The sequence below is a fragment of the Selenomonas sp. oral taxon 136 genome, from assembly GCF_001554015.1.
Lineage (GTDB): Bacteria > Bacillota > Negativicutes > Selenomonadales > Selenomonadaceae > Centipeda > Centipeda felix.
In genome coordinates this window covers 303700-316853 of record NZ_CP014239.1, presented here as the reverse complement: position 1 = coordinate 316853, position 13154 = coordinate 303700, and the positions used below count along the sequence as shown (strand labels likewise).

Genomic DNA, 13154 nt, shown 5'->3' with positions numbered 1-13154 from the left:
CTGATATGGAAATCGACGGCTTCGGTGCTTTGGCCGGAGAATGCTGCATCATTCCATTAAGGGGGAAGTGTAAGAAATGGGACTTAGAACCAAATCTGTCTTGTTTTTTGATCTGTGTGTGGTGCTGATCTGTGTGTGGTGCTGATCTGTGTCTGCATGGCACTGATCGGATGGGAGAGTGCCAACAGCGGCTTTAACTCTGCCCTGCAGACACAGGCAGTATTAAATGTCAAGCTGATCTTTGAAAACATGGATGTCCGCTACCCGGGGGATTGGTCGCTGCAGGACGGAAAGCTCTATAAGGGCGATCACCGTTTCGGCGACAGTCAGGTGGTTGCCGACAAACTCGGCGAGATCTGTCAGGGCCACGTCACCTTCTTTGCAGAGGATGTCAGTGTCTCGACGAACCTCAAGAAGGCAAACGGAGAACGCAATGTCGGCACAAAGGCGAGCGCAGAGGTGGCCGATATTGTCATTAAAGGGAATAAGGAACACAGCGGTATGGCAGCGATTGACGGCATCGACTATCTGGGGGCGTACGTACCTTTGCGAAATGCGAGCAATCAGGCGATTGGCATGCTATTCGTCGGTATCGGCTCGTATGTCATGAATGATGTGCGCCATCAGTTCCTCATGGTTACGGTCGTCGCCTCTATCCTCGTCATTCTCATTCTGAGTGTGCTCTCCTATGTGGCAATCGGCAGATCACTGAAGCCTATTGAGGCACTCACCGAGAGCCTGGGAAGGATTGCAAAGGGCGATCTTCGCGTTGCTGATCTGGACGAATCCCGCGAAGACGAGATCGGTATACTTGCACACAGTGCAAACGCGATGAAAAATCGTCTGCGTGAGGTCATGTCGAATGTCTCCCGGTCGGCAGAGACTGTTGCGGCGTCGTCGGAGCAGCTGACGGCGAGCACACAGGAGACCCTCGAATCCATTACGCATGTCGCACAGAACACCACCTCGCTTGCAGAGGGAGCAGCGAAACAGACAGATATGATCGATCACCTCGCTGCTAATGCCGATGAAATGTCGGATAAAATGAATCAGCTTGCCGAGCAGGTCAGCGCAGCAGCAGGACTTGTTGAGGCCCTTGGCAGGCGCTCCGATGAGATCGGATCGATCGTTGACACCATATCGGGGATCTCCGAGCAGACGAATCTCCTCGCGCTCAACGCTGCCATCGAGGCGGCACGCGCTGGTGAGGCAGGACGCGGCTTTGCTGTCGTCGCGGAGGAAGTCCGCAGGCTCGCAGAGCAGGCGGGCGAGTCGGCAAAGAACATCGCCGACCTCATCCACCTCATTCAGAACGATACGGCAGATGCTGTTGCCGCCATCCGTCAGGGGAATGAGAACGTCGATGAGGGGGCCTCTGTCGTTGCGTCCTCGGGTGAGGCGTTCCGTACTGTGGCGGAGAATTTTACGGAACTTGGCAGGAACATTCGCCTTGCTTCGGACGAAGTTGGTGTTGTCAGCAAGGCAAGGGATGACATGATCGAATCGCTGAAGCGCGTCGAAGACATCTCGCGCAAGGCAGCGGATGATACGCAGACCATCTCGGCAGCTGCGGAGGAGCAGGCTGCTGCGATGCACGAGATGGCAGATGCAAGCAATACGCTTGCGACGCTTGCACAGGAACTCCAGAACGAGGTGCAGAAGTTCCACCTGTAAAAACTGATCGAGAGAGAAATTTGAATGCCGCAGGGCGTCAACGCTGACGCCCTGCGGCATTCGTGTTTTTAAGGAAGCACTGATAAATTCAGCAACGCCGTCTTAGTACATCTTTTTCGCCCTGTCTGTGCCCTAGAATCCTCCACATAGCCTCTGCTATGCGTCCGGTTTGTCTCCTTGACAGGACAAAAAATCCGCACCAATCCAAGGGACTGTTTTATCAGCGATTCCTTGAGATATATTTGACAAAAATCAAAAAGTCAAATATAATAATATCAAATATGCAAAGAACACAAAGAAGGTGGTATGATGAGCAACATTGCCGATATGATAGAATCCTATATCCTGCGCCAGCTGGCCGCCCGTCAGGACGGGAAGGTCGAACTGCGCAGGACGGATATTGCCGATGAGATTTCGTGTGCACCGTCCCAGATCAGCTATGTGCTCTCAACGCGGTTTACGCAGGATAAGGGCTTCGTGGTGGAGTCACGGCGTGGCCTAGGCGGGTTCATCCGCATTGTGCAGGTGCCGCTCCATGATCTGGTTTACCGGGATATGATGTCGAAGATCGACGAGAATACGGACTGCGAGTCCGTACAGGCCATGCTGCGCTATCTCATGCAGCATGGGATGATTGAGACGCGTGAAGCAGCATTGATGCTGCAGATGGTAACAGGGCTCTTTCATGCGGAGTCACTCGATGCGAAGGAGCGCGTCCAAATGTTAAAGACGATGTTTTTGACACTGGAGAAATTTACGTAGCCGTTCGATAACATAGATAGAAGACGGCGGAGACCATTGGGAAGGACACATTGATGATCTGTGAGGAATGCGGCCGCAATGAGGCGATTGTGCACATCGTGCAGATCGGGCCGGGCGGCAAGAGTGAAAAGAATATATGTATGAGCTGCGCCACGCGCTACGGTGCGTCGATCCTTCGCGCGCAGCAGGAGAATGTTTCGGCGGATGACTTCCTGAAGGGACTGTTTGGCAGCAATCAGGAGGAGAACGCAGAGGAGGAGGATGCACCGCGCATTACCTGTCCGAACTGCGGGATGCATTTTGACGATCTCTCGAAGACGGGGCAGATCGGCTGCTCGGTCTGCTATGAGACATTTCATCATGAGCTCGCGCCGCTCCTGCGGCGCATCCATGGAGCGAGTATTCACCGTGGAAAGATTCCGCGCCGCTCAGGCAGCGGGATCATGCTGCGCCGTGAGGCGGAGCAGCTCCGCACGCGCCTAAAGGAAGCCGTCGCCCATGAGGAGTATGAAAAGGCGGCAGAGCTGCGCGACCGGATTCGCTCGCTGGAGCAGCGGATGGAGGAGAGCAGTCATGGCGCTTGAGGATCTCCTGCGTGCGGAGCAGCTTCCGTGGTTTGCTGCGGGGGGACAGGATGCCGATGTCGTGCTCTCGAGCCGCGTACGCCTTGCCCGCAATCTTCTGCGCCTGCCGTTTCCGGGACGTGCCGATGAGGATCAGCTGGCGGAGATACGGCGCATCCTGGATGAGGCACTGGCCAATATCAGCACAGTGTTCGGGCAGCCGTTTGAGCGCATCGCTGTCGACGCGCTGACGGATGCAGAACGGGCGGTGCTGATCGAAAAGCGGCTCATCAGTGAGAAGTTCGCTGCGGGGCAGCCGCAGCGCGCAGCCTACATCAGTGCCGATCTGGGAATCAGCATTCTCATCAATGAAGACGATCATCTCAAGATACAGGTGATGACGCCCGGTCTGTCCGTTGCGCAGGCATTTCGCACGGCGGCGAAGGTGGACGACTTTATTGAGGCGAAGCTGGATCTTGCCTTCGACGAGCGCATGGGCTATCTGACGGCACAGCCGACAAATCTCGGCACGGGACTGCGCGCCTCGGTCGTCGTCCATCTGCCGGGGCTAGTCTATACGCGCAACATCGAGAACATCAGTCATTCGTTTCCGCAGCTTGGCCTCGCCGTTCAGCCGCTTTATGGGGGCGGCGAGGGCGCGCATCTCTATAAAATTTCCAATCAGCTCACCCTCGGTTATGCAGAGGCAGAGATCATCGAGAACCTGCGCGCTGCCGTGGGAGAGATCACCGCACATGAGCGGCGTGCACGCAAGGCACTTTCCTACGTCGGAAAGGACAGTGTTGAGGATGGCGTTTGGCGTGCATTCGGAATTCTTTCGTATGCAAGGTCACTGACAGAGGAGGAAACACTTGACCTGCTCTCGCGTGTGCGTTATGGTATAGACCGTGGGATCATCACCGGGGTGTCGGGGGACTGCTACGGTGAGATCATGGTTGCGGCGCGCGATGCCTATCTTCGGTATATGGCAGGCGGGGCGGAACAGTCCGCGGGGGAGATCGCTGGCATGCGCGCAGCGCGTGTGCGCGCGATTTTAGATCGATACAGAACACAGGGGTAAGGAGGGGAACAGCTTGAACTACCGTCAATTTTTTACGCAGACGGCGATTAAGGCCGTGGAGTTTTCGCAGTATATTGCACAGCGGCGCGGCAAGGGGTATATCGGTACCGGCCAGCTGCTGCTCGGTATTCTGCACATGCGCGATACGATTGCCGCCGAGACGCTGGATAAATTCGGCGTGGACTACGACAGCGCAGAGCAGGTGATTCGGGAGGGGGACGGTTTTCAAGACGTCCTGACCCCAGAGGAGACGCCCTACTACACGCGGCGCGCACAGCGCGTCATGCAGGGGGCGATTGATACGGCGCGTGAAGCGCGCTCCTTCGTGACAACAGAGCATATTTTGCTCAGTCTGCTCTCCGAAGGTGAGGGGACGGCTGTCCGTACACTGGAGGATCTCGACGTCGATATCGAGGCTCTGCAGAGCGAGGTGAGTGCCAAGATGGACGACACGGAGGATGAGGTCAAAGAGAAATTCGCGCGCCGCAAGAGCGGCAAGGACACGCGCAAGGGGCTGCCCGCCTCACTGAAAAAGTTTGGCACGGATCTGACCGCAGCGGCCGGGGCAGGAAGTCTTGACCCCGTGATTGGCCGTACGGCGGAGATTGATCGCGTGATTCAGGTTCTGGCACGGCGGACGAAAAACAATCCGCTCCTGCTCGGTGAGGCGGGGGTCGGCAAGACGGCCATCGCCGAGGGACTGGCACGGCGCATTGCCGCCGGAGAGGTGCCCTTTCTGCTTGAGGACAAGCACATTGTGACGCTGTCGATGACGGCACTCGTCGCGGGTACGAAGTACCGCGGTGAGTTTGAGGAGCGTCTGAAAAATGTGGTGGATGATGTCATCAAGGCGAAGAACATCATTCTCTTCATCGATGAGATTCACACGCTCATCCGTGCGGGCGGTGCCGAGGGCGCACTCGATGCGGCAAACATCCTGAAGCCCGCTCTTGCGCGCGGTCAGATGCAGATTATCGGGGCAACGACGCTCAGCGAGTACAAGAAGTACTTTGCGAAAGACAGCGCGCTCGCACGGCGGTTTCAGTCGGTGACGGTCGATGAGCCGGATGCTGCGGATGCGGAGCAGATTCTCTTCGGTCTGCGCAGTCGCTATGAGGAGTTTCATCATGCGCGCATCGAGGATACGGCGATTACGGCGGCCGTGCGACTCTCGAAGCGGTACCTGACGGATCGCTTCCTGCCGGACAAGGCGATTGATCTGATGGATGAGGCATCCTCCCATGTGCGCATGAAGAGTGCGGGCGGGACGGATCGTCTGGTCGGCCTGCGCCGTGAGATCGCAGGGGTGGTCAAGGAGAAGGATGCCGCTGTCAGCAAGCAGGACTATGAGGCGGCAGCGCACCTGCGCGACCGCGAGAAGGATCTGCGCGCGAAGCTCGATGCATCCCGCAAGGGCGAGGATGCACGCATGGAGATCCGCGTGACGGAGGACGATATTGCGGCTGTGGTGGCTCAGTGGACGGGCATTCCCGTGCAGCGCATCGCGGTCAAGGAATCCGACCGCCTGTTGGCACTTGAGTCGCAGATCGGCCGCCGCGTTATCGGGCAGGACGAAGCGGTGCATGCCGTGGCGCGTGCTGTCCGCCGCGCGCGTGCCGGTGTCAAGGATCCGCGTCGTCCGATCGGCTCGTTCCTCTTCCTCGGGGCGACGGGCGTCGGCAAGACGGAACTGGCGCGGGCACTCGCTGAGTCGGTGTTCGGCACCGAGGATGCGATCATCCGCTTCGATATGTCTGAATACATGGAAAAGCATACGACGGCACGTCTGGTCGGCGCGCCTCCGGGCTATGTCGGCTACGAGGAGGGCGGCCAGCTGACCGACGCCGTGCGGCGCAAGCCTTTTTCCATCATTCTCTTCGATGAGGTGGAGAAAGCTCACCCCGATGTCTTCCACATGCTGCTGCAGGTACTGGAGGACGGCCGCCTGACGGACGGACAGGGGCGCGTTACGGATTTCCGCAATACCATCATCATCATGACCTCGAATGCGGGGGCAGATCATCTGCGCTCGACCCGCGGCACCATCGGCTTTGCCGTCGGCGGGACGGCAGGATCTGACGAGGAGCAGGCGAAAAAGCGCGTCCTCGATGAGGTGCGACAGATCTTCCGCCCCGAGTTCCTCAACCGCGTGGACGATATGATTGTATTCAATGCGCTCGGTGAGCCGGAACTGACGAAGATTGTGGACATTCTCCTACGCGATGTGAAGCTGCGTCTTGCGGAGCAGGAGATCAACATGGAGGTCAGCCCGTCGGCGAAGCGCGTACTCATCACAAAGGGGACGGATGTCAAGTTCGGCGCGCGTCCGCTGCGGCGCGCCATCCAGAAGAACCTCGAAGATGCACTGGCAGAGCGTTTGCTCGCCCGTGACTTTGCGGCGGGGGATGTCATCTCCGTGCGAAAGCTCGGTGATGGATTGGACTTCGTGAAGAAGGACAAGACGCACAATCGACGGACGAAGAAGAATAATAAGAAGGAACCATGCCATGAAACGTGAGGGACGCAACGTACTTGCGCCGCACTCGCGGATGGGATGTTGGGGGACTTTCTCGTCAACTTCGCATGGTCGCTGTTCTGGCTCGCACGGTCAGTGCGGCGAATGATTTTACTGCGGTGAATGGGGGCTGTTGCACGAAGCGAGGGACTTCGTGCAACAGCCCCGTCTTTGTGCCCCTTCCACCGCTTGCGCGGTTCCCCTTCCCCGTGATAACGGGGAAGGCTGGGATAACGCCATGTAGCTTCCCCCCGCTTGCGGGGAAAGTGGCGAGCATAGCGAGCGATGGGGGGAACAGTCCCTTTTTCGTGTTCTTTCGATGGAGATCTTATGGCAAAGAAGAAAAAGACGATGTACGTTTGTCAGAACTGCGGCTACGACAATACGCGATGGATGGGAAAATGTCCGGGCTGCGGCGCATGGAATACGATGGTGGAGGAGGTCGTTGCTCCGCCGGCGGAGGAGCGGCGCGGTACCGCCTCGTCAGGTGAGCCGCCGCAGCCGATTGCGGAGATCCGCGCAGAGGATCTGCCGCGCTTTTCGACGGGCTCGGGGGAGCTCGACCGCGTTCTCGGCGGCGGTGTGATACCGGGAGCGATGGTGCTCGTCGTCGGTGATCCCGGCGTCGGGAAATCGAGCCTTACCCTGCGCGCATCGGCGGATATAGCGCGGGCAGGACGCCGTGTCCTCTACGTGACGGGCGAGGAAAGCGCACGGCAGATCCGCATGCGTGCCGATCGTCTGCAGGCCGTTGCCGATGAGCTGCTCGTCGTCAGCGAGACGAATCTTGATGCAATCTGCGCACACGTAGAAAATGTTAAGCCCGCGCTCTTTATCATCGACTCCATCCAGACGATGTACCGTCCCGACATCGAGAGTGCGCCCGGCAGCGTCTCGCAGGTGCGCGAGTGCGCCATGGAGCTGATGCGCGTCGCAAAGACGGCGGGGATTGCCGTCTTTGTCATCGGCCATGTAACGAAGGAGGGAAGCCTGGCGGGCCCGCGTGTCCTCGAGCATATCGTCGATACGGTGCTCTATTTTGAGGGAGAGCGAAATGCGGAGTATCGCGTACTGCGCGCCGTAAAAAATCGCTTTGGCAGCACGAACGAGCTGGGGCTCTTTGAAATGCGGGATGTCGGACTGGTCGATGTCCCCGATGCGTCGAAGCTGTTTCTCTCCGAGCGCGCCCCCGAGAGCGGCTCGGTCATTGTGCCGACGGTGGAGGGGACGCGTCCTCTGCTCGTCGAGGTGCAGGCGCTGGTCGCCCCGACACCCTATCAGCCGCCGCGTCGTACGGCGGACTCCGTGGATGTCAAGCGGATCCAGCTGCTGCTCGCCGTCCTCGAAAAGCGCGTACGTCTGTCGATCGGCGCCGCGGACGTCTATGTGAAAGTCGCGGGCGGTATCCGTCTCGATGAGCCGGCGGCGGATCTTGCCCTCTGTGTTGCCATGGCATCGAGCTTTGCAGGACGTCTGCCGCGCCCGCAGATGGTCGTCTGCGGCGAGGTGGGGCTTTCAGGGGAGGTGCGCGCCGTCTCACAGGCGGAGCAGAGAATCATCGAGGCGCAGCGGCTTGGTTTTCACGCCGCCGTGATCCCCATGAAGAACTACCGTCAGCTAAAAGGCAAGTTCGCAGGGATGGAACTCTTCGGTGCAGAGACGATTGGCGATGCCTTAAAGTGTGCGATGCCAAAAAATATTTAAGAAAAGATAAGATTTCCACGATAAAGAGATTGAAGAGGTGATGTGTAGATGAATGCCGGAAATCTTATGGCGGTATCGACCACGGACGGCGCATCGACGGCAGCGGGCGTGCAGGGAGCGCGCAGCGCAGCGGCGGGCAGTCGTACGCAGACAACCTCAGGGAAGAATACGTTTAGCGATACGATGGGCGCACTGCAGAAAAAGGGTATGAGTGCAGATGCGACCAAGATCCAGACCGGTGATTCCTCGCTGTCTGCCGTACAGGATAAGCCTGCGGCGACGGGGACGGACGGGATGGCGCAGAACGCACAGGATGTGAAAAAAACAGCGTCCATGCCTGCGGCAAAAGGGCAAAGCGACGCCTTGAAGGACGTGTCCGCCGAGGACACAGCCATAGCCTCCGCAGCGGCGGCAACCGTGCTCACAGCACTCCTGCCGGCAGATGTGGAGCAGGTTCCCGTGGAGAGCACCCCGGCGGAGGGGGAGCTGCCGCCGGCTCTGGCGGATATTCTCGAACGCTATGGGCTGACCGCTGAGCAGCTGCGTGATACGAAGCTGCAGACGGCGGTCGAGCATCTGCTGCAGCAGATGCCGCAGACCGATGAGAAGGGAAACGCGCTTCTCTGCGCCCTAGCCGGTGAACCGCTGACGCAGGAGACGGCGAATACCGCTGTCATGCTGGCACAGACGGATGCACCTGCCGCTGCGGCGGCGCGTCTCGCAGCGCTCGATGCGGCGATGCCCGCACAGCTGCGTGCGGCACTTCAGGCAGCAGCATTGCCGTCTGCGGAGGATGCAGCGACGGTACCGGTCGCGGTGACGGATGAGACCCCTGTATCGCAGCTCGTCGTGCAGGAGGACCCCGTTCCCGCAGCACCTGCGGAGCAGCCGACGGTTGTGCAGCAGCCCGCGGTACAGGCAGCGGCCGTTTCCGCGATGCAGGAGCAACAGACTCTGCCGCGGGAGAAGAGTGCGGCGGCGCTGGTCGGTGAGCATCTTACCGAGGAAACGCAGCCTGCACCGAGCCCGCTCGATGTTCTCGCACAGCGTACGATGCGCCACGATGCAATGCAGCGTGACATGAGCGGAGAAAACGCGGAGCAGAACCAGCAGCCGATGCAGAGCGGCATCCCCCAGCCAGCACCGACGCATGAGAACGTCTCCTTTGAGACGACAGTGCGCACGGCGGAGACGCCCGTTCAGCTGGCCTCTGTGCAGACGGAGACGCCTCCCGTCCAGACGGAGCAGGCAGCACCCGCCGCAGAAGTGCCGCAGCGCCCGCAGACCGACTACGAGATTCCGCGTCAGATTGTCGAGCAGGCACGGCTTCTGCGTACCCTGAACGACACGCAGATGATCATTCGCCTGAAGCCGGAGCATCTCGGCGAGCTGACACTGCGTGTTGCCGTCGGCTCGGACGGTGCGGTACAGGCGTCCTTCCACAGCGACAACGCCCACGTGCGCAGCGTGATCGAGAACTCGCTCGTCCAGCTGCGGCAGGAGCTGAACACGCAGGGGATCAAGGTGGATCGCGTCGGCGTCTATACGGGACTTGCCGATGGGCAGATGCCCCAGGGACAAGGGCAGGAAGCATGGCAGCAGCATCAGGCAGGGCACAGTGAGACACAGGTCTACGCACGCGGTGATGCCGACGACTATCTCGACGGGGAAATCGTCGATGATGGCGTTACCCCCGCATCGATACAGGAAAGCGTTGGCGGCGTAACGGCAGACGGTGTGGACTATCGCGTCTGACCATGTGAGGAGGAAAAAAAGTGGCAAGTACAAACCCACTGAATACCATCAATGTCGGCGGCGTCATCCAGAAGGTCTCCGACTATGAGGCGGCCCAGAACCAGGCAAAGGCCGGAAAGAAGGACAACAGCGCTCTTGGCAAGGATGCGTTCCTGCAGCTGCTCGTAACGCAGATGCGCTATCAGGATCCGCTTAATCCGCAGGACAATGCGGAGTATCTCTCGCAGCTGGCACAGTTCTCCGCGCTCGAGCAGATGACGAATGTCTCCAAGGGGCTGGAGAAGGTCAGCAAGATTGTTGACAATATCGATTCTTCGGTATTGATCGGACAGCTCAGTTCGATGATTGGACAGCCAATCCAGTGGATTACAGAGACGAAGGGAAAAGATGGTGCTGTAACGAAGCAGAACTTTGAAGGCAAGGTCATCGGGGTCAGCATCACAGACGGTGCACCGAGCATTATCGCCGATGTCAATGGACAGTCGCATAAGGTGCAGATCTCTGAAGTGGTGCGCGTCGGCCGTATCACAGCCTCAGCAACGTAACCGGAAATACAGGGCAGTTGGCCAAAGATCGGTATCGTACCGCTCTTTTCTTGTTGCATAATGCGTATCCGTCGCTTATAATGGGGACGTAATATCCCAAGGGAATATGGGATGCAGAGAGGAAATGGAGGGATCCAATATGGCACTATCAGCCATAGGAGGGGGCTTCGGTTCAAGTCTTTTCCAACAGTCAAACCGTGAAATCCATCAACTTGGTGGTCGGGCGACACAGGCCAAGATGGACGAGGTTAAGGCGGTTATAGGCGACTCGAAGTTCGGTTCGAGCACGAAGGCAGGGACGAGTGAGTTCCAGCAAACGCAGCGGACCGTCATCCGCACGGGCGAGCAGAGCGCGTCGCGCGCCACACATCAGGCTGCGCAGAACATGGATCCTGCAATGCTGGGCACGAGTGCATTCCAGAAGTCGAACCGCTCGGCACAGCAGATGGGTGCCCAGGCGACGCAGGCCAAGATGGACGAGGTCAAGGCGGTTATAGGCGACTCGAAGTTCGGTTCGGGCACGAAGGCAGGGACGAGTGAGTTCCAGCAGACGCAGCGGACGGTTATCCGCACGGCGGAGCAGGTTACCTCACGCGCCACGCAGCAGGCGGCGCAGAATATGGATCCTGCGATGCTGGGCACGAGCCGCTTCCAGAAGTCCCTTCGTGAAGCACAGCAGTATGGCGCCCAGGCAACGAGCCAGCGCATGGAGCAGGCAAAGGCGGCCTATGCAATCAGCCCGCGTGCGCCACAGCATGTCGGAAGCAATCTCGACATCAAAGCATAAAATGATAATGGACTGCCTACGGAATCCTGCGGTTTTGTATGGCCGTCCTTAGGAAGCACTGATAAATTCGGCACAACCATCTTGACGCATCTTTTTCGCCCGCTTTTCGTTAGCAAATCCTCCACATAGCCCTCGCTATGCGTCCGGTTTGCTGCCTCAATCGGACAAAAAATCTACGCCAATCTGGCAGGCCTCATTTTATCAGTGCTTCCCTTATTTTTGTCTTGACAAGCATGAATCCATCTGTTAATATAGCTTTTGTCGCAGAGAAAGCGTGAAGTGAATATGGAGTGGTACTCAAGAGGCTGAAGAGGACGGTTTGCTAAATCGTTAGAGTGGGTAACCGCTGCGAGAGTTCGAATCTCTCCCACTCCGCCATTTTTTATTACCCGGTCTGCGTCGGGTTTTTTTAATTTAAGGAGATGCTTCTATGGAGATGCAGAGCACGCCGCCGTCCTTTGTCGAACGATTTTTTAAAGTGCGGGAAAAGGGCTCGACCGTGCGCACGGAATTACTCGCGGGCATGACGACGTTCATTGCCATGGCGTATATTCTCTTTGTCAATCCAAATATACTTGCGGACGCCGGTATCCAGAAGGAGGCGGCGATTGCCTCGACGATCTGGATCGCGGCACTCGCGTCGCTCGCCATGGGCATTTTTGCGAACTATCCCGTCGCGCTCGCACCGGGCATGGGGCTGAATGCGTTCTTTGCCTACTATGTCTGCGGCGTTCTCGGACTGCACTGGACTGTAGCGCTCGGTGCCGTGTTCTTCTCGGGCGTACTCTTCCTGATTTTGACGGTTAGCGGACTCCGACAGGCGATCATCAATGCTGTCCCGCGTGACCTGAAATACGCCATCAGCGTGGGCATCGGACTCTTTATTGCGTTCATCGGGCTGAAGGGGACGGGGCTGATCGTCGAGAACTCTGCGACCTATGTCTCCCTTGGTCACGTCACCGCGCCGACGACACTACTCTCTCTCTTCGGTCTGCTCCTCACGGCGGCGCTGACGGCGCGCAACGTGCATGGCTCGATCCTCATCGGCATCTTTGTGACGACCATCCTCGCCATGATCCTCGGGATGACGCCGGCACCGAAGGGAATCACGGATATCGTGAGCACCTCGCTCCCGCACATGGGGGAGACGTTCGGGCAACTCGATCTCGCAGGCGCATGGCACTACGGCCTCGTTTCGATTATCTTCACGTTCACCGTGGTGGAACTATTCGATAATATGGGCACATTGATCGGTCTGACGACAAAGGCAAAGATGGTGCGCCCCGACGGACACATCGAGAACATCGACAAGGCACTGACCACGGATGCAGTCGGGACGATGGTCTCCGCCATGTTCGGTACGTCGACGGTCACCTCCTACATCGAGAGCGCGGCTGGTATTGCCACCGGTGGACGGACGGGGCTGACCGCCGTTGCGGCGGGCGTACTCTTCCTGGCGGCGCTGCTCTTTACGCCGCTGATCGGGCTCGTGCCGGCATTTGCTACCGCGCCTGCCCTCATCCTAGTCGGAGCGCTGCTCATGTCCGAGGTCGGAAAGATTGACTTCTCCGATTTCACGAATGCTCTGCCCGTCTTCCTTACGATCATCATGATGCCGCTCACGTCGAGTATCGCCAATGGCTTTGCCTTCGGCTTTATCAGCTACACGGTCATGAAGCTCTGTGCGGGGCAGTATAAAAAGGTCAGCTGGATCATGTATCTCGTCTCGATTGCCTTCCTGATCAATCTGGCACTTCGTTCGTAGGAG

Annotated in this window: 11 protein-coding genes and 1 tRNA gene; 11 read left to right on the top strand and 1 reads right to left on the bottom strand. The window is 58.4% G+C overall.

What is annotated here, in order from left to right; translation table 11 throughout:
- Positions 1 to 156: 156 nt before the first annotated feature.
- Positions 157 to 1674, top strand: coding sequence for a methyl-accepting chemotaxis protein (locus AXE86_RS01430; RefSeq protein WP_083501199.1), 1518 nt, complete (start codon positions 157 to 159; stop codon positions 1672 to 1674).
- A gap of 68 nt (positions 1675 to 1742) precedes the next feature.
- On the opposite strand, the gene AXE86_RS12990 is transcribed toward AXE86_RS01430, so the two are convergent.
- Positions 1743 to 1877 (bottom strand): secretion protein HlyD, encoded by a 135-nt coding sequence (locus AXE86_RS12990; RefSeq protein WP_071884668.1) that lies wholly within the window; start codon positions 1875 to 1877, stop codon positions 1743 to 1745.
- Positions 1878 to 1983: 106 nt separating this feature from the next.
- Here AXE86_RS12990 and AXE86_RS01425 point away from each other — a divergent pair, with 106 nt between their 5' ends.
- The 10 genes from AXE86_RS01425 (at position 1984) to AXE86_RS01380 (ending at position 13151) form a co-directional block, all read left to right on the top strand.
- Positions 1984 to 2436, top strand: a complete 453-nt coding sequence (locus AXE86_RS01425) for a CtsR family transcriptional regulator (protein ID WP_061943884.1) — start codon at positions 1984 to 1986, stop codon at positions 2434 to 2436.
- 53 nt (positions 2437 to 2489) lie between these two features.
- Complete coding sequence (locus tag AXE86_RS01420; protein WP_061943882.1) at positions 2490 to 3020, top strand: UvrB/UvrC motif-containing protein; 531 nt, start codon at positions 2490 to 2492, stop codon at positions 3018 to 3020.
- Entirely contained in the window at positions 3010 to 4080 is a 1071-nt protein-coding gene (locus AXE86_RS01415; RefSeq protein ID WP_061943879.1) for an ATP--guanido phosphotransferase, read from the top strand. Before AXE86_RS01420 ends, AXE86_RS01415 begins: the two co-directional genes overlap by 11 nt.
- Before the next feature lie 13 nt (positions 4081 to 4093).
- Positions 4094 to 6598 (top strand): ATP-dependent Clp protease ATP-binding subunit, encoded by a 2505-nt coding sequence (locus tag AXE86_RS01410; protein WP_061943876.1) that lies wholly within the window; start codon positions 4094 to 4096, stop codon positions 6596 to 6598.
- Between the two features lie 327 nt (positions 6599 to 6925).
- Positions 6926 to 8299, top strand: coding sequence for a DNA repair protein RadA (radA, locus tag AXE86_RS01405; RefSeq protein ID WP_061943873.1), 1374 nt, complete (start codon positions 6926 to 6928; stop codon positions 8297 to 8299).
- Positions 8300 to 8347: 48 nt separating this feature from the next.
- On the top strand, positions 8348 to 10054 hold the full coding sequence (locus AXE86_RS01400) for a flagellar hook-length control protein FliK (RefSeq protein WP_061943870.1): 1707 nt from the start codon (positions 8348 to 8350) through the stop codon (positions 10052 to 10054).
- 20 nt (positions 10055 to 10074) lie between these two features.
- A complete protein-coding gene (locus AXE86_RS01395; protein ID WP_061943867.1) occupies positions 10075 to 10599 on the top strand; it encodes a flagellar hook assembly protein FlgD in 525 nt (174 codons plus the stop codon).
- Between the two features lie 238 nt (positions 10600 to 10837).
- Positions 10838 to 11386: a hypothetical protein gene (locus AXE86_RS11830; protein ID WP_232294897.1), complete on the top strand. Its 549-nt coding sequence runs from the start codon at positions 10838 to 10840 to the stop codon at positions 11384 to 11386.
- 287 nt (positions 11387 to 11673) lie between these two features.
- Positions 11674 to 11764: transfer RNA gene (locus AXE86_RS01385), tRNA-Ser, on the top strand.
- A 52-nt stretch (positions 11765 to 11816) separates the two neighbouring features.
- Positions 11817 to 13151, top strand: coding sequence for an NCS2 family permease (locus tag AXE86_RS01380; RefSeq protein ID WP_061943864.1), 1335 nt, complete (start codon positions 11817 to 11819; stop codon positions 13149 to 13151).
- The last annotated feature ends 3 nt before the right edge of the window (positions 13152 to 13154 follow it).